Below are 15,993 nucleotides of genomic sequence, written 5' to 3'. Positions count from 1 at the left end.
GTACGTTCTCATAAGGAGATTATGACCATCAACAACTCCCGTTCCATGGGTTCCGTCAACGGTGCCGGCTCCGCTTCGGAGCTCAGCGCTTCGGACATCCAAGGGGTCATCGACCGGATCCTTGCGAAGGACAGCGCAGTTGAAGCCAAAACGGTGGAGACCAAGCCGCTGACCCGCACCGGAGGTAATAGCGGACGCGCCCAGGCGCTGTCCGACAACACTGAGCATTCCGTCCACGACGGCGAGCAGCAGGACCTCGAGGAGCGGCGCGCGCTGCGCCGCGTCGCCGGCCTGTCCACCGAACTCGAAGACGTCACCGAGGTTGAGTACCGCCAGCTGCGCCTGGAACGGGTTGTCCTCGCGGGACTGTGGAGCGAAGGCACCGCGGAAGATGCCGAAAACTCCCTGAAGGAACTGGCCGCCCTGGCGGAGACCGCCGGATCGGAAGTCCTGGACGGAATCATCCAGCGCCGCCTCAAGCCGGATCCCGGCACCTTCCTCGGCTCGGGCAAGGCCCAGGAACTGAAGGACATTGTCACAGCGACCGGCGCTGACACGGTGATCGTGGACAGCGAGCTCGCACCGTCCCAGCGCCGCGGACTTGAAGACATTGTCAAGGTCAAGGTCATTGACCGTACGGCCCTGATCCTGGACATCTTTGCCCAGCACGCCAAGTCCCGTGAAGGCAAGGCCCAGGTTGAGCTCGCCCAGCTGGAATACCTCCTCCCGCGCCTGCGCGGCTGGGGTGAATCCATGTCCCGCCAGGCCGGTGGCCAGGTGGGCAGCGCCAGCGCCGGCATGGGCTCGCGCGGTCCCGGTGAAACCAAGATCGAGCTGGACCGCCGGAAGATCCGCACCCGCATGGCCAAGCTGCGCCGCGAAATTGCGGGCATGAAGCCGGCGCGGGAGACCAAGCGTGCCAACCGGCAGCGGAACGCCGTGCCCTCGGTAGCCATTGCCGGCTACACCAATGCCGGCAAATCCTCACTGCTGAACCGGCTCACCGACGCCGGCGTGCTGGTGGAGAACGCCCTGTTCGCCACCCTGGATCCCACCATCCGCAAGGCACAGACCGAAGACGGGATCGGTTACACACTGGCGGACACGGTCGGCTTTGTCCGCTCCCTGCCCACGCAGCTGGTGGAGGCCTTCCGCTCCACACTGGAAGAAGTAGCGGACGCAGACCTGATCCTGCACGTAGTTGATGCCTCGCACCCGGACCCGGAAGGCCAGATTGCGGCCGTCCGCACCGTCCTTGCCGAGGTGGACGCCCGGAAGGTGCCCGAGATCATTGTGCTGAACAAGGCCGACGCCGCGGACCCGTTTGTCCTGGAACGGCTGCGCCAGCGCGAGAGCCGGCATGTGGTCGTTTCGGCCCGCACCGGAGAAGGCATCCCGGAACTGCTCCAGGCGATCTCCGAAGGCATTCCGCGCCCGGGAGTGGAGCTGGAACTGCTGGTGCCGTACGAGCGCGGCGAGATTGTGTCCCGGCTCCACCAGCAGGACGCAGAGATCCTGTCGACGGACCATGTGGAGACCGGTACCCGGCTCCACGTGAAGGTCCGTGAAGGACTCGCTGCAGAGCTGGAGCCGTTCGTAACCCATGGGTAGGAAGACGCAGCAGGGGCCGGAGCAGGTGCTGGAGCTGCTGGACACGGCGGTCGAATCCATGGGCGGACAGAACCGGCCGGGCCAGCACGAGATGGCCCGGCAGGTGGCGGAGGCAATCGAGTCCGGCGAGCACCTGCTGGTCCAGGCCGGCACCGGCACCGGCAAGTCATTGGCGTATCTGGTTCCGCTGATTGCCCATGCCCTCGACAGCGACAAGCCTGCTCTGGTCTCCACCGCCACCCTGGCCCTGCAGTCCCAGATTGTGGGCCGGGACCTGCCGCGCCTGCTGAAGACCCTGGCACCCAAGCTGCCCCGGGAAGTGGATGTCGCCCTGCTCAAGGGCCGCAGTAACTACGTCTGCGTCCACAAGACCGGCGGCGGGTTCCCCGAGGAAGACGAGGCGGGAACGCTGTTTATGCACGAGCAGGCGGTGTCCCACCCAGCGCCCGCCGGGGGACCCACCTCGGCACTGGGGCGCGACGTCGTCCGCCTGCAGGAGTGGGCACAGGAAACAGAAACCGGGGACCGCGACGAACTGCTGCCAGGTGTCAGCGACCGGGCCTGGCGCCAAGTCTCCGTGACCTCCATGGAGTGCCTCGGGGCGCAGAAGTGTCCCGTGGCGGAACTGTGCTTCAGCGAGCAGGCCCGGGCCAAAGCGGCCGTGGCGGACCTTGTCATCACCAACCACGCCATGCTGGCCATCGCCGCCTTTGAGGGTCTGGCCGTGCTGCCCGATTACGACGTGGTGGTCATTGACGAGGCCCACGAGCTGCAGGACCGCGTCACCGGCGCCGTCACCGGACAGCTGTCCGGGACCGTTATCTCCGCAGCCGTGTCCGCAGCCCGCAAACACACTTCCGCCGCCCTGGAGCCGCTGGCCGCTGCCGGCCGCGCGCTCGACCAGGTCTTCGCACCGGTCCCGTCCGGTCTGCTGGCCGCGGGACTGTCCGAGGACCAGGAGATGGTCCTGGGGCACGTACGCGACTCGGCCCGCACAGCGCTGTCAGATTCCAAGCCCGACGGCGAGAACGTGGACGGCGGGCGCCAGATGGCCCGTTCCCGGCTCATGGCCGTGCAGGAAATGTGCGACCGCATTCTTGATGCCGGCAACTCCGGTGAAGTGGTCTGGGCATCGCGCCCCAGCACGTTCTCTCCCGGCGCCGGATACACGGCGCCCGAAGAAGACTCACCGCCCACCATCAACGTGGCCCCACTGTCGGTTGCCGGCCGGCTGCGCGAAGGGCTCTTCGACGGTCACACCGTGGTCCTGACCTCCGCCACCCTGGCCATCGGAGCAGAATTCGGTCCGGTGGCCGGCGCCCTGGGACTCCTGGGCAGCGGTGCCCCGAAATGGAACGGCACCGACGTCGGCAGTCCCTTTGACTACCCCCGGCAGGGTGTCCTCTACGTAGCCAAGGACCTGCCTAAACCGGGGCGGGGGACATCCCCGGAGCAACTGGACGAGATTGAGGCGCTGATCAAGGCCTCCGGCGGCGGCGCACTGGGTCTGTTCTCTTCCCGGCGTGCAGCCGAGGAAGCGGCTGATGCCCTGCGCACACGGGTGGACTTCCCGATCCTGTGCCAGGGCGAGTCCACCATGTCCGCATTGGTACAGCAGTTCGCCGATGACGACGCGACCTGCCTCTTCGGAACCATGTCCCTGTGGCAAGGCGTGGATGTCCCTGGTGCCTCGTGCCGGCTGGTCATCATGGACCGGATTCCGTTCCCGCGTCCCGATGATCCGCTGATGACGGCCCGCACCCGTGCGGTGGCCAAGGCAGGCGGCAACGGCTTTATGAGTGTTTCGGCAACCCACGCCGCCGTCCGGCTGGCGCAGGGCGCTGGCCGGCTGATCCGGGCCTCCGGCGATAAGGGGGTGGTGGCCGTCCTGGACTCCCGGCTCGCCACCGCCCGGTACGGCAGCTTCCTGAGGGCTGCCCTGCCCCCGTTCTGGTCCACCACGGACCGCGGCGTGGTGCTGCAGGCCCTTGAACGCCTTTCAGCTCAGCCCGCAGGCACCCGGACCTAGGCCGGGCCCCGTCCAGGGGGAAGCGCGAGGCAGGAACGCAGCAGCGCCGTCGGCAGGGAGCCGGCGGCGCTGTATTTAGTGGTGCTGTTTATTGGTGCTGTTTTGCTGCGTGCAGCCCTAGAGAGAACGCATGACCGATACGACCTTGCCCATGATGGTGGCTTCGTCGCCGAGGATGGGCTCATAGCGGGTGTTCTGCGGCAGCAGCCAGGTGTGGCCGTTGCGCTGGCGGAAGGTCTTGACCGTCGCTTCGTCCTCCAGCAGGGCGGCAACAATATCGCCGTTCTCTGCCGTGGGCTGGCGCCGCACCACCACCCAGTCTCCGTCGCAAATGGCAGCGTCCACCATCGAGTCGCCGGACACGCGGAGCATAAACAGGTCGCCGTGGCCAACAAGCTGGCGCGGCAGGGGAATGACTTCCTCCACCTGCTGATCCGCCAGGATGGGCCCGCCGGCCGCAATGCGTCCCACGAGCGGAACCATGGCCGTGTCGATCGCGGTGGTGAGGTCGGAGACATGTGAGCTGCCGGCGCCGGATGCTGCCCCCGCAGTGGACCCTGAGCCGGTTTCCGCCGCTGAACCGTCCGGCGAACCGGATGCGCTGCGGCGGGTTGAAGGCGCGTCGCGAAGCAGCAGGGGGACCAGGATTTCCATGGCCCGGGGCCGTTTGGGATCCCGGCGGATGTACCCCAGCTTTTCCAGCTGGCTCAGCTGGTGGGTAACGCTCGAGAGGCTGGCCAGACCGACGATGTCTCCGATTTCCCGCATAGAGGGCGGGTAGCCGTTGGTACTGACCGAGCGCTGGATGGTCTCGAGGATCTTAGTCTGCCGGGCGGTGAGGCCCTTGGTGCGCACTGCCGGAGCGGGCGCGGCAGGGGCGGGGGTGCTGCCATTGGTAACACGGGCCACGTCGGCTTCCCTTCACGGTAGGCCCGCGGATGCGGACCCGATGGCTTCTTCTTTATGTGCCGGCCGTGCCTGCGGTGCTGGCCGTACCGTTTTGTCGCTTTTCCCGGTTTCCCGGTTTTCTCAGTTTTGTCAGTGCCGGGTGATTAGTTGGTATCACCGCTTTCCCGACAGGTTCAACGTTAAGGGAGCGCGGCAAGTTTTTCAAACATATATTCGAGCGAGTCTCGACAATGTTCGTAGATAAGTGCTAGAAATGTTCGAGTACAACTTAGAACGTATGTTCGAGTATGGTCCTGTGACACCTCGCAGGATCCACCAGATGTTCGAATGCAGTTTCTAAGCCCCGCGCAATACCCGGTCCTGCCGGGGATTGTCCGGACGGCGCGGGAGCTGCTCATCGGACCGGAAAGGTATTGACATGTCAGTACACGTACTTCCCAACGCTTCGGTGCGTCCCAGTGCCCCGGCCGGCGCCTCCGCTGCCGCGCGCAGCCAGGCACCGCTGCGCCTCACCCGCCGCGGACGGCTCGTCCTGGTGGGCGCACCCCTGATGTTCTCCACCGCTGCACTTCTGGTCTTTGCGGGTTTCTTCACCGCCCCTGCCATGGCCACCGGGAACTCACCGGAAACTACACGCACCCTGCAGGTATCCGTTTCCACCGGCGACTCACTGTGGTCCCTCGCCACCGAATACGCACCGGAGCGGGATCCCCGGGACGTCGTTGCGGACATCGTGGAACTGAACAACCTGGAAAACGCCACGGTCCCGGCCGGCCGGCAGCTCTACATCCCCGTCGCCTCCTAGCCCGGAACTTCATGCCGGGACACCGGATTCCGCGCCGGGTGCCGCAGCGCCTTAAGCTGTACGGGTGAGTGAACAGCTGGAAAACCTGAACCGACTTCCCCTGCGGGAAGACCTCCGCGGCCTGAGCCCGTACGGAGCTCCGCAGCTGGATGTGCCGATCCTGCTGAACGTCAATGAAAACACCCACGGGCTGCCCCGGCATGTAAGGGAAGCGATCGTTACCGAGGTCCAGGCGGCAGTTGCCGGACTGAACCGGTACCCGGACCGCGAGTTCACCCAGCTGCGGGAAAACCTGGCGAACTATCTCGGCCACGGTCTCACCGCCGAAAACATCTGGGCTGGCAACGGCTCCAACGAAGTCCTGCAGCACATCATGCAGGCCTTCGGGGGCCCCGGCCGGAAGGCCATGAGCTTCCCGCCCACCTACTCCATGTACCCGCTGCTCGCCAGCGGCACGGGAACCGCCTATGTCACCGGCACAAGGGAAGCCGACTTCACCCTGGACCCGCAGTCCGTGGCGGAGCAGGTCCGGGCACAGGCACCTACCATCATCATTCTCTGCACCCCGAACAACCCCACCGGCACCGCCCTGGGACTGGACGCCATCGAGGCGGCCTACGATGCCGGCGCCGCCTCCAACGCAGTTGTCGTGGTGGACGAGGCCTACGCGGAGTTCTCCCACACGGAAACCCCCAGCGCCCTGCAGCTGCTGCCCGGACGCGAGCGGCTGATCGTCTCCCGGACCATGTCCAAGGCTTTCGCCCTGGCCGGGGCCCGGATCGGCTACCTGGCCGCGGCGCCGCAGATCGCCGACGCCCTGCGCCTGGTCCGGCTGCCGTACCACCTCTCCGCCATTACCCAGGCCACGGCCAACGCAGCCCTGACGCACGCCGATGCCCTCCTGTCCAACGTTGAGGACATCAAGGCCCAGCGCGACAGGATCGTCCGGGAACTCACCATTATGGGACTGGCCCCGGCGCCGTCGGATGCCAACTTTGTCCTGTTCGGCGGGATGGAGAATCCGCGGGCCGTCTGGGAAGGGCTGCTGGAAGCCGGTGTCCTGGTCCGTGACATCGGCATTGAGGGGCACTTGCGGGTTACCGCCGGTACTGAAGCGGAAACCACGGCGTTCCTGACCCGGCTGCAGGAACTGCTCGCCGCCTGAGCCGCCCGTCCGGCCCTGCATCCACCTCCCGGCCCCCGGTTCCAGTTCCGGGTGTTGCCCGCTTCGGGACTAAACTGATCACCTGCCGGGGCTTTGCCTATTGCTTCGGCTCCAACCTTCGCGAAGGAACCTCATGACTGTGGAGACCGCCACCGGACGCACCGCCCGCCTTGAGCGGACCACCAGCGAATCGTCCGTCGTCGTCGAACTTGATCTGGACGGCACGGGCCGCGCGGATATCAGCACCTCGGTGCCGTTCTACGACCACATGCTGACCGCGCTGGCCAAGCACTCACTGATGGATCTCACCGTGCGAGCCACGGGGGACACCCACATCGATGTCCACCACACGGTGGAGGACATCGCCATCAGCATCGGCGAGGCGCTGAAGACCGCGCTCGGCACCAAGGCCGGCATCCGCCGTTTCGGCGAAGCCACTGTTCCGCTGGATGAAGCACTGGCGCAGGCGGTCGTCGATATCTCCGGCCGCCCCTACCTGGTGCACTCCGGGGAGCCCGCGGGGCAGGAATACCACCTGATCGGCGGGCATTTCACCGGATCCCTGACGCGGCATGTCTTCGAAGCGATCACGCTCCACGCGCAGATCTGCCTGCACATGCGGGTGCTGTCCGGACGGGATCCGCACCACATTGTCGAGGCCCAGTTCAAGGCCTTCGCCCGCGCCCTGCGCGCGGCGGTTGAATCCGATCCGCGCGTTGAGGGCATCCCCTCCACGAAGGGAGCACTGTGAGTCCCCGCAACGTCACCGTCCTGGACTACGGTTCCGGCAACATCCGCTCCGCCGTGCGCGCCCTTGAGCACGCCGGCGCCAACGTCACGCTTAGCGCCAAGCCGGATGACGTCCTGAACGCCGACGGGCTCGTGGTCCCCGGCGTCGGCGCGTTCGCCGCCGTGATGCAGGGCCTCAAGGACGTGGATGCCCTCCGCATGATCGGCCGCCGCGTGGCCGGCGGCCGCCCGGTGCTGGGTATCTGTGTAGGCCTGCAGGTGCTCTTTGATGAGGGCGTGGAGCACGGGGTCCGGACCAAGGGGATGGGCGAGTGGCCCGGCGTGGTTGAACGGCTCGCGGCCGACGTCGTGCCGCACATGGGCTGGAACACCGTAAAGCCCCCGGCCGGTTCGGCCCTCTTCGACGGTATCGAGGACGAGCGGTTCTACTTCGTGCACAGCTACGGCGTGCAGAAGTGGGACTTCGACGTCACCCAGCCGGCCATGCGACCGCCCCAGGTCACCTGGGCGGACCACGGCGGCCCGTTTATTGCCGCGGTGGAGAACGGTGCGTTGTCGGCTACCCAGTTCCACCCGGAGAAGTCCGGCGACGCCGGCGCAGCACTGCTGAACAACTGGCTTAAGACGCTGGGCTGAGCGCTATGTGGAGCATTCTTCTGATGGGCCTGGCCGGTCTCCTCATTGGCGGCGCGGTGTCTTTCCGCAGCCAGGGCATGTCCAAAATCATTGTCATCAGCTTCTGGGTCCTGGCCGGAATGGCCCTGCTGGGCGCCTACCTGCTGACCCTCGACCTTTCCTGACCCCACCACCGAAAGCACAAGAGATGCCCTTCAGCGAAACCCCCGTCCTAGAACTGCTGCCCGCCGTGGATGTGGCCGACGGACAGGCCGTGCGCCTGGTCCAGGGTGAAGCCGGCAGCGAGACCAGCTACGGCGATCCGCTGGAGGCGGCCCTGGCCTGGCAGAACGACGGCGCCGAGTGGGTCCACCTGGTGGACCTGGATGCCGCGTTTGGCCGCGGCTCGAACCTTGACCTGCTCAGCCGCGTGGTGAAGTCCCTCGATATCAAAGTGGAGCTTTCCGGCGGCATCCGTGACGACGAGTCGCTGGACAAGGCGTTGGAGCTCGGCGCAGAACGCGTGAACCTGGGCACTGCGGCACTGGAGAACCCGGAATGGACCGCCAGCGCGATTGCCCGCTACGGGCAGGCAATCGCCGTGGGCCTGGACGTGCGCGGAACCACCCTGGCGGCCCGCGGCTGGACCAAGGAGGGCGGCGACCTGTGGGAGGTGCTCGCCCGGCTCGAAGAGGCCGGTTGCCCCCGCTACGTAGTCACCGATGTCACCAAGGACGGCACCCTGCGCGGACCGAACGTGGACCTGCTGCGGGAAGTGCTCAAACGCACCGACCGTCCGGTGGTGGCTTCCGGCGGAATTTCCAGCCTGGACGACCTCGCCGCCCTGCGCGAGCTGGTTCCGCTGGGGCTGGAAGGAACCATTGTGGGCAAGGCCCTCTATGCCGGCGCCTTCACGCTGCCCCAGGCCTTCGACGTCGCCGGACACCCGGCCCGCTGACCATGGCATCGCGCGAACTCCCGGGCCACATTGCCGCCGCCCTGGCAGGAGCCGGCGGTCCCGCGGACTCAGCCGGCCGGTCCTGGTCCGGACGGGACCTGACCGGCGACGGGAATCCGCTGCATAACTTTGACAGCGACGACGGTCGGGCCGACGCCGGCTACGCCGCCGCCGTCGCGCGCCTCGTTGCCGGGACCGGCAGCGAACGGGAGGTTGTGGCCGCCCTGGCCACCGCCCGTGTGTTCGTGCCCATCGTCGCCGTGTTGGGGGAGGAAGCCGAATCCAACCACGGCCTGACTGCCGACAAACAGGCGGACATGGCGCTCGTGTCGCTGACGGCGCCGGACGGGCGGAAGGCGCTGCCGGTGTTCACCTCGGTGGACGCCCTGGAAAAGTGGCATCCGGAAGCACGGCCCGTGGCCGTTTACACGCCACGCGCCGCACTGTCCGCCGTTTCCGAGGACGCTCAGCTGCTGGTCATCGATCCCGGCGCCGATTTCACTTTTGTGGTGCGCCGGCCGGCCATGTGGGCGCTGGCCCAGCAGCGGGAATGGGTGCCCTCCTACGCCGACGCGGAACTGGTGGACTTTGCCCGGGCCGCCGCGGAAGCGGACCCGCGGATCCTGGGCATTACCCTCCAGCAGGGCCAGGGCACCGCGTCACGTACAGCCGCCGGTGAGCCGGTGGGCGGGGGAGGCGCCGGTCCTGAGCTTACAATGGTCGTTCAGCTTGCGCCCGGACTTGGTCCGCAGGACGTCTCTGCCCTGATGGCAGTCCTGCAGGAGCGCCTGACTGCTAACCCCGAGTTTGTTGAGCGTGTGGATTCACTGGATCTGTTGACCACGCGCTGACCCGTCAGGCGTAGCCCGCCAGAAGAGAACCGCCGTGAATTTTGGCCTGTACCGCGAGATGCTGCGGATTGCCCCCATCCGCCGACTTTTGCTGGTGGGAATGGTGGCGAGGTTCCCGCATTCCGCCGCAGGCGTGCTGCTGACGCTGCATGTGGTGAACACCATGGACAAGGGCTACGCGGCAGCCGGCGCGGTGGCCGCGGTGGTGACCATCGGCATTGCCGTGGGTGCGCCGTGGCGCGGGCGACGCGTGGATACCGTGGGGCTGCGCCGGGCGCTGATCCCGTCAGTGATCGCCGAGGCAACCATCTGGAGCATCGCGCCGCACGCCAGTTTCGAGTGGCTGCTGGTACTCGCGCTGATCGGCGGCGTCTTTACCCTGCCGGTCTTCAGCGTGGTGCGGCAGTCCCTGGGCGTGCTGGCCACCGGCGAGCAGCGGCGCACAGCCTTCGCCCTGGATTCAATTGCCACCGAGCTCGTCTTTATGGTGGGTCCTGCCCTCGGAGCCGTCATCGCCACACAGATCTCCTCCGTGGTGGGCCTCACCGCGGTAGGTCTGTCCGCTGCGGTGTCCGGACTGCTGCTCATCTGGTTCAACCCGCCAACGCGGACTGCCGAACCGAAGGACGCCGTGACCGCCGTCGACGAGCAGGAGGCCGCGGCCTCCGCCGTCATCAACGTCGCACCCGCAAATGTGCAGGACGCTCCCATGGAGCTCACCGGAGCCGGCCTCCCCGGCGGTCCGCAGAACCTCCTTACCCGGCTGGGCAGGGGACTGGCCGGCAACTTCGGCTGGCTAACCGCCAGTGTGGCCGTGGTGTTCGCCGTCGCCGTGGGTGCCGGGCTGCTGCTCTCCAGCACCGACGTCGGGATTGTGGCCCTCGTGGAAGCCGGCGGCAACCCGTCCGAGGTCGGCATTGTGTTTGTGGCCTGGTGCGCTGCCTCGGCCGTGGGCGGCGTCGTGTACGGCGCCATGAACAAGCGGATTTCACCCATGGTGCTCCTGCTGGCCATGGCGGTGCTGACCATGCCGATGGGGTTGGCGACCGGCACCCTCAGCCTCGCATTGCTCTCCATTCCGGCCGGGTTGCTCTGCGCGCCCGTGCTGTCCTCGGCATCCGAACGGGTCGCGGACCTGGTGTCCGAGGACCGTCGAGGGGAAGCCATGGGCTGGTACGGTTCGGCGATGACCGCCGGAACCGCACTGGGCGCCCCGGTGGCCGGACTGGCCATCGACGTGATCGGTCCGTGGGCCGGTTTCCTGATGGCGGGCGGCGCGGCCGGGGTGCTTGTCCTGGTGACGCTCTCGGTTCGCCGGCTCGTTCGCCGGCCGGCCGCCCTCTAGCGAAGACAAAAAGACCCGGAGCGCCTGCCGCAGGGGCAGGCGCTCCGGGTCTGTAGCGGTAGCCGGGCCTCTAGCTGACGGGGCCGGTGAACTTCTCGCCCGGACCCTTGCCGGGGGCGTCCTGAATGACGGATGCTTCCCGGAAAGCCAGCTGCAGCGAACGCAGGCCGTCGCGCAACGGCCCGGCGTGCTGGCTGCCGATCTCGGGGGCTGCGGCGGTAACGAAGCCGGCCAGGGCGGTGATCAGCTTGCGTGCTTCGTCCAGGTCCTTCAGCTCTTCGGCGTCGTCGCCTTCAGCCAGGCCGCACTTAACGGCGGCGGCGCTCATCAGGTGGACGGCAGCGGTGGTGATGACCTCGATGGCCGGCACCTCGGCAATGTCGCGCATCTGCTCGGCGACTTCCTGCTGCGCTGCAGCGGCGGATTCGGTCTCTGCGGGTGTTCCCGGGAAGGAGTGGCGGGTTGCCTCGCCTGCCGGATTGCTCTGTGGGGTACTCATACTGGTAAGCTTGTCACAGACCGACTGGTTGTCGTTACTTTCAATGCCCCTTGCGGGCAGGATGAAAATCACACTTTCCTCCTGAAAGCGACGTCACCGGTATGCAAGCGGAGACCCCTCCCACCCGCGTCAGCCTGACTGCCATTGTGGCGGCAGAGTTGCCGGGTTCAGGTCGGCCCCGGCGGGCCAGCAGCACGGATATTCCGCGCCTGCCAGCACTGCCGGGAGCTAACTGCCTTACGGGCAGTTGATGCCGACCCCTCACGGGCCTTCGATTGCGCTTGCAATTGGAGGCCTTCTTCATTTGCAGGCGGTAGCCGTTTTGAAGAACACAGGAGCTGCAACATTAGCGAGCCAAGAATCAATGATCGAATCCGCGTCCCTGAGGTGCGGCTGGTAGGTCCGGCAGGTGAGCAGGTAGGAGTTGTCCGTATTGAGGACGCGCTTCGACTGGCTGCTGAGTCGGACCTGGATCTTGTTGAGGTAGCACCGCAGGCGAAGCCGCCGGTGTGCAAACTAATGGACTTCGGCAAGTACAAGTACGAAGCCGCCGTCAAGGCACGTGAAGCACGGAAGAACCAGACGAACACCGTTCTGAAGGAAATCCGCTTCCGCCTGAAGATCGACACCCACGACTACGAGACCAAGCGCGGGCACGCCATGCGCTTCCTCGCCGCCGGGGACAAGGTCAAGGCCATGATCCAGTTCCGCGGCCGTGAGCAGCAGCGTCCTGAAATGGGTATGCGGCTGCTGAACAAGTTCGCTGAGGATGTAGCCGAGGTGGGTGTGGTTGAGTCCACGCCGCGCATCGACGGCCGCAACATGGTGATGGTCATCGGTCCGCTGAAGAACAAGGCTGAGGCCAAGGCCGAAGCCCGTCGCGCAACGCAGCGGGCAGATGCCAAGGCTGCTAACGAGGCGATCAAGAACGGCGAGGCACCTGCTCGGGTGGATACCTCGGCGGACAAGGCTCCCATGACGCAGAGCCTGGCGGATCTGCTGCCCGACGGCCTGCGTTTGGGTTCCTCCGCTGCCGAAGCCGATAAGGCCCGTGCAGAGCAGGAACAGGCAGAGAAGGAACAGGCCGCAAAGCGGGCCAAGGCTGCGGCTGCTGAAAAGGCCGCAACCGAGGCACGCCGTGTGGCTGCAGCCAGCAAGCCGGCCGCTGCGCCTGCCGCACCGGCTCAGCCTGCCAAGCCTGCCGAGGCAGCCGCACCGGCCGCAGCACCGAAGCCGGTGTCTGCACCCAAGCCGGCCGCGGTTCCGAAGCCGACTGCTGCACCCAAGCCCGCTGCCCGGCCCAAGCCGGCCGCGGCACCGAAGCCTGCCGGCAAGCCGTCCACCCCTCGGGGAACGTCCGGCCAGCCCAAGCCCGGAACCGCAGAGTAGTTCCACTGCACTGCGACGCCCCGGCGTCCAGTAACAATGCCCTGGCACCCAACGGGTGCCTGAAGCCCCGCGGGCCTGCCCGCGGAAACCTAAAGGAGATCGGTAGACATGCCGAAGATGAAGACCCACAGTGGCGCCAAGAAGCGCTTCAAGCTGACCGGTACCGGCAAGCTCAAGCGCCAGCAGGCTAACCGCCGCCACTACCTGGAGCACAAGCCCTCCACGCTGACGCGCCGCCTGGCCAACGACAAGCTCGTGGCACCGGCAGACGCCAAGGTCATCAAGAAGATGCTGGGCATCTAACTAATTCCCTGATGGCCGTCCCGTCCGGGCCGGTCTCACCCATCAAAGCTTTCCCCGCTCCTGGGCCTTCCAGGCGCAGTGACTTACCAAGTCGGGGAGATTTACCAAAAGGAGTACGCACGTGGCACGTGTGAAGCGGGCGCTTAACGCCCACAAGAAGCGTCGGGTTATTCTCGAGCGCGCCAAGGGTTACCGCGGACAGCGTTCGCGCCTGGTCCGTAAGGCCAAAGAGCAGCTGCTGCACTCGTTTGTGTACAGCTACGGTGACCGCCGCAAGCGCAAGGGCGATTTCCGCCGCCTCTGGATCCAGCGCATCAACGCTGCTTCCCGCGCCAACGGCCTGACCTACAACCGCCTGATCCAGGGCCTCAAGCTGGCCGAGATCCAGGTTGACCGCCGCATGCTGGCCGAACTGGCCGTCAACGACGCCGCTGCGTTCGCCGCACTGGTCCAGATCGCCAAGGATGCCCTGCCGTCCGACACCTCCGCTCCGGCTGTCCAGGCTGCTCCGGTCGCCAAGGCTGCTCCCGTTGCTGATACCAAGCCGGCTGCTGCCGTTGCCACCGCCAAGGGTGGCTTCAAGGCTTCCGAGGGCGACGCCCCCGAAGGTTTCGTTATCAAGGGCAACCTGGGCTCGGGCAAGTACCACGTCCCCGGTTCCACCTGGTACGAGCAGACTGTTGCTGAGTACTGGTTCGATTCCGTTGAGGCAGCCAAGGCTGCCGGTCTGGAACCCGCTGGCGGAGAATCCCGCCAGAAGTTCCAGGGCTAAGGGAATCGGTCTCTAAAAGACGATGAACCTTGAAGGGCGCCCGCAGGCACCGCTGATGTCCAACCCCCGAGCTGATCGGGTCCGTGATGTTGCGAGACTTGCCGGGCGCTCTTCGCGCTTAAAATCCGGCCGTTTCCTGGCCGAGGGGCCGCAGGCCGTCCGGGAGGCGCTGAGCGCACACCGAGCGGCCGCGGCCAACGGCGGCTCCGCCGTCGTGCACGAGGTTTATGCCACCCAGGCGTGCCTGGACCGGCTGCCCGAGCTAGCTGATCTGGCCCGCGGCCTGACGTTGCGCCTGGCCACGGACGAAGTCCTGGCCGCTATGGCAGACACCGTGTCCCCGCAGGGCGTCGTCGCCGTCTGCAACATGTCCACAGCGCGCCTCCAGGATGTCCTGGCCGGCGGAGCAAAACTGGTGGCCGTCCTGTGCGAGGTCCGGGACCCCGGCAACGCCGGGACCGTGCTGCGCGCCGCTGATTCCGCCGGCGCCGACGCGGTGGTGCTGACCGCTTCCAGCGTGGACATCTACAACCCCAAAGCCGTGCGCTCCACGGCAGGGTCCTTGTTCCACCTGCCGGTGGTCACCGGAGCCGACTTCGGCGCCGTCATCGAGGCCCTGGGCACAGCCGGAGTGACGGTCCTCGCGGCCGACGGCTACGGCAGCGTGAACCTCGACCGCCTGCAGGACCTCAGTGCGGTGCGCAGGCTTGCTCCTGCCGCTGACCGCCACAACGACGACGCCGGCCTGCCGCAGCTGGAGGCTCCTACCGCCTGGCTGTTCGGCAACGAGGCCCAGGGGCTTTCCGACGCCGAACTTGCCGCCGCCGACCACCGTGTGGCGGTCCCTCTGTACGGCAGCGCCGAGAGCCTGAACGTGGGCACAGCGGCGACTGTTTGCCTGTACGCCTCCGCCCGCGCCCAGAACCGGTAGGACCGGCTGCCGCCGTCGCTGCCGCCGTCGCTGCCGCAGCGCACACCCCGCAGTTAGCGGATCTTCAACCCCGCCGAATTGCGCAGCGTCGACTCCAACGCAACGTCAAAGGGCGTAGCCCGAACGCCCAGGGCTGTTTCGGTCCGGGCGGAATCTGCAGTGAACGACGACGTGAACTGATAGGACGAAGCGCCGATCTCCCGTACTTCGGGCAGGAACTTCCCACCGATTCGGAACAGCGCGGCGGGATAGGAGCGTACCCTGCCCGCGGAACCCAGCAGTTCGTTGACCCGGCGCGCAATGGTGAGCCGGTCCAGGTGCGAGGAATGCGGAACATGCCAGGCGGTCCCGGACGCGCCGTCAGCTGACGCAGCGGCCAGTGTTGCCGCGATGTCCGGCAGATAAGCCCAGCTATGCGCCAGCGACGGATTCCCCACTACCCAGGCAGTTTTCGAAGCCGCCAGCGGCTTGAGGAAACGCGGACCCAGATGGGCGTTGGCACCGGCGCCCGGCCCGAAGTAGTCGCTGGCCCGCACCTCCGTTGCCTGGATGCGTCCTGCCGTATGCGCCGCCAGCAGTTCCTCCCACATGCGCCGGCGCACTTCACCCTTCCGGTCGGCCGGATTCAGCAGACTGTCTTCCCGCATGGGCATGTGCGCGCGGCCGTAAGCGTAGAGGTTGCCCATCAGGACGACCCGGGCGCCGGTGGCCTCCGCCGCGGAAATGACGGCCGCAGTGATGGGTGGCCACTCGCGCTCCCAGGCTGGGTAAGGCGGATTGCTGCAAACGTACAGCGCTTCTACGCCGCGCGCTGCCCGCGTGAGGGCTTCGGCGTCCGACGCCTGCAGGCGCACGGCCTCGGTGCCTGGCACCTCGGTTCCGGAACGGGTACCCAAAAGGACGCGCTGGTCCCGTTCGGTGAGATGGGCGGCCAGGGCCCGGCCGACGGCGCCTGCGCCAATGATGAGTGATACCGCCATGTTTCGTCCTTTTCCAGTCTGTTGGTCAGTGCGTTTTGCTTACCGGCTCGACGCTAGACCGCCATGCAGTGAAAAACAAGA

At 66.8% G+C, this 15,993-nt stretch carries 17 protein-coding genes; 14 read left to right on the top strand and 3 right to left on the bottom strand.

Annotated features, from left to right (window positions below):
* Nucleotides 1-45 precede the first annotated feature (45 nt).
* Both hflX and LJ754_RS15480 read left to right on the top strand, forming a co-directional pair.
* On the top strand, nt 46-1,611 hold the full coding sequence (gene hflX, locus LJ754_RS15485; RefSeq protein ID WP_442860347.1) for a GTPase HflX: 1,566 nt from the start codon (nt 46-48) through the stop codon (nt 1,609-1,611).
* Nucleotides 1,604-3,640: an ATP-dependent DNA helicase gene (locus LJ754_RS15480; protein WP_227927271.1), complete on the top strand. Its 2,037-nt coding sequence runs from the start codon at nt 1,604-1,606 to the stop codon at nt 3,638-3,640. Before hflX ends, LJ754_RS15480 begins: the two co-directional genes overlap by 8 nt.
* A 117-nt stretch (nt 3,641-3,757) precedes the next feature.
* Here LJ754_RS15480 and lexA read toward each other — a convergent pair whose 3' ends face one another.
* On the bottom strand, nt 3,758-4,549 hold the full coding sequence (lexA, locus tag LJ754_RS15475) for a transcriptional repressor LexA (protein ID WP_442860342.1): 792 nt from the start codon (nt 4,547-4,549) through the stop codon (nt 3,758-3,760).
* A gap of 418 nt (nt 4,550-4,967) precedes the next feature.
* On the opposite strand from lexA, the gene LJ754_RS15470 reads away from it, so the two are divergent.
* The 8 genes from LJ754_RS15470 to LJ754_RS15435 all read left to right on the top strand — a co-directional run bounded on the left by LJ754_RS15470 (nt 4,968) and on the right by LJ754_RS15435 (nt 11,038).
* Nucleotides 4,968-5,354 carry a LysM peptidoglycan-binding domain-containing protein gene (locus tag LJ754_RS15470; protein ID WP_227914025.1) on the top strand — a complete coding sequence of 129 codons (387 nt, stop codon included), beginning with the start codon at nt 4,968-4,970 and terminating at the stop codon, nt 5,352-5,354.
* Between the two features lie 64 nt (nt 5,355-5,418).
* A complete protein-coding gene (locus LJ754_RS15465; protein ID WP_227927270.1) occupies nt 5,419-6,519 on the top strand; it encodes a histidinol-phosphate transaminase in 1,101 nt (366 codons plus the stop codon).
* A gap of 133 nt (nt 6,520-6,652) precedes the next feature.
* Complete coding sequence (gene hisB / locus LJ754_RS15460) at nt 6,653-7,270, top strand: imidazoleglycerol-phosphate dehydratase HisB (RefSeq protein WP_227914027.1); 618 nt, start codon at nt 6,653-6,655, stop codon at nt 7,268-7,270.
* Nucleotides 7,267-7,905, top strand: a complete 639-nt coding sequence (gene hisH / locus LJ754_RS15455) for an imidazole glycerol phosphate synthase subunit HisH (protein ID WP_227914028.1) — start codon at nt 7,267-7,269, stop codon at nt 7,903-7,905. Before hisB ends, hisH begins: the two co-directional genes overlap by 4 nt.
* 5 nt (nt 7,906-7,910) lie before the next feature.
* Nucleotides 7,911-8,069 (top strand): hypothetical protein, encoded by a 159-nt coding sequence (locus LJ754_RS15450; protein WP_227914029.1) that lies wholly within the window; start codon nt 7,911-7,913, stop codon nt 8,067-8,069.
* A gap of 23 nt (nt 8,070-8,092) precedes the next feature.
* Nucleotides 8,093-8,842, top strand: a complete 750-nt coding sequence (gene priA / locus LJ754_RS15445) for a bifunctional 1-(5-phosphoribosyl)-5-((5-phosphoribosylamino)methylideneamino)imidazole-4-carboxamide isomerase/phosphoribosylanthranilate isomerase PriA (protein WP_227914030.1) — start codon at nt 8,093-8,095, stop codon at nt 8,840-8,842.
* A gap of 2 nt (nt 8,843-8,844) precedes the next feature.
* The gene (locus LJ754_RS15440; protein WP_227927269.1) at nt 8,845-9,693 is read left to right on the top strand and encodes an SseB family protein; all 849 of its coding nucleotides are present in this window, start codon (nt 8,845-8,847) and stop codon (nt 9,691-9,693) included.
* A 34-nt stretch (nt 9,694-9,727) separates the two neighbouring features.
* On the top strand, nt 9,728-11,038 hold the full coding sequence (locus LJ754_RS15435) for an MFS transporter (RefSeq protein WP_227927268.1): 1,311 nt from the start codon (nt 9,728-9,730) through the stop codon (nt 11,036-11,038).
* Between the two features lie 70 nt (nt 11,039-11,108).
* On the opposite strand, the gene LJ754_RS15430 is transcribed toward LJ754_RS15435, so the two are convergent.
* Nucleotides 11,109-11,537, bottom strand: a complete 429-nt coding sequence (locus tag LJ754_RS15430) for a DUF1844 domain-containing protein (protein WP_227914033.1) — start codon at nt 11,535-11,537, stop codon at nt 11,109-11,111.
* A gap of 387 nt (nt 11,538-11,924) precedes the next feature.
* Here LJ754_RS15430 and infC point away from each other — a divergent pair, with 387 nt between their 5' ends.
* The 4 genes from infC to LJ754_RS15410 all read left to right on the top strand — a co-directional run bounded on the left by infC (nt 11,925) and on the right by LJ754_RS15410 (nt 14,932).
* Nucleotides 11,925-12,926: a translation initiation factor IF-3 gene (infC, locus tag LJ754_RS15425; protein WP_229960529.1), complete on the top strand. Its 1,002-nt coding sequence runs from the start codon at nt 11,925-11,927 to the stop codon at nt 12,924-12,926.
* Between the two features lie 108 nt (nt 12,927-13,034).
* Complete coding sequence (gene rpmI, locus LJ754_RS15420; protein ID WP_146363238.1) at nt 13,035-13,229, top strand: 50S ribosomal protein L35; 195 nt, start codon at nt 13,035-13,037, stop codon at nt 13,227-13,229.
* Between the two features lie 121 nt (nt 13,230-13,350).
* A complete protein-coding gene (gene rplT / locus LJ754_RS15415) occupies nt 13,351-14,001 on the top strand; it encodes a 50S ribosomal protein L20, sunset domain variant (protein ID WP_227927267.1) in 651 nt (216 codons plus the stop codon).
* A 22-nt stretch (nt 14,002-14,023) separates the two neighbouring features.
* Nucleotides 14,024-14,932: a TrmH family RNA methyltransferase gene (locus tag LJ754_RS15410; protein WP_227927266.1), complete on the top strand. Its 909-nt coding sequence runs from the start codon at nt 14,024-14,026 to the stop codon at nt 14,930-14,932.
* 53 nt (nt 14,933-14,985) lie between these two features.
* Here LJ754_RS15410 and LJ754_RS15405 read toward each other — a convergent pair whose 3' ends face one another.
* Complete coding sequence (locus tag LJ754_RS15405) at nt 14,986-15,912, bottom strand: NAD-dependent epimerase/dehydratase family protein (RefSeq protein WP_227927265.1); 927 nt, start codon at nt 15,910-15,912, stop codon at nt 14,986-14,988.
* Nucleotides 15,913-15,993: the final 81 nt, after the last annotated feature.

It is taken from the genome of Arthrobacter sp. zg-Y40, from assembly GCF_020731535.1.
Lineage (GTDB): Bacteria > Actinomycetota > Actinomycetes > Actinomycetales > Micrococcaceae > Arthrobacter_B.
Note: the sequence above shows the minus strand (reverse complement) of the source record. Positions and strands in the feature narration are given on the sequence as shown.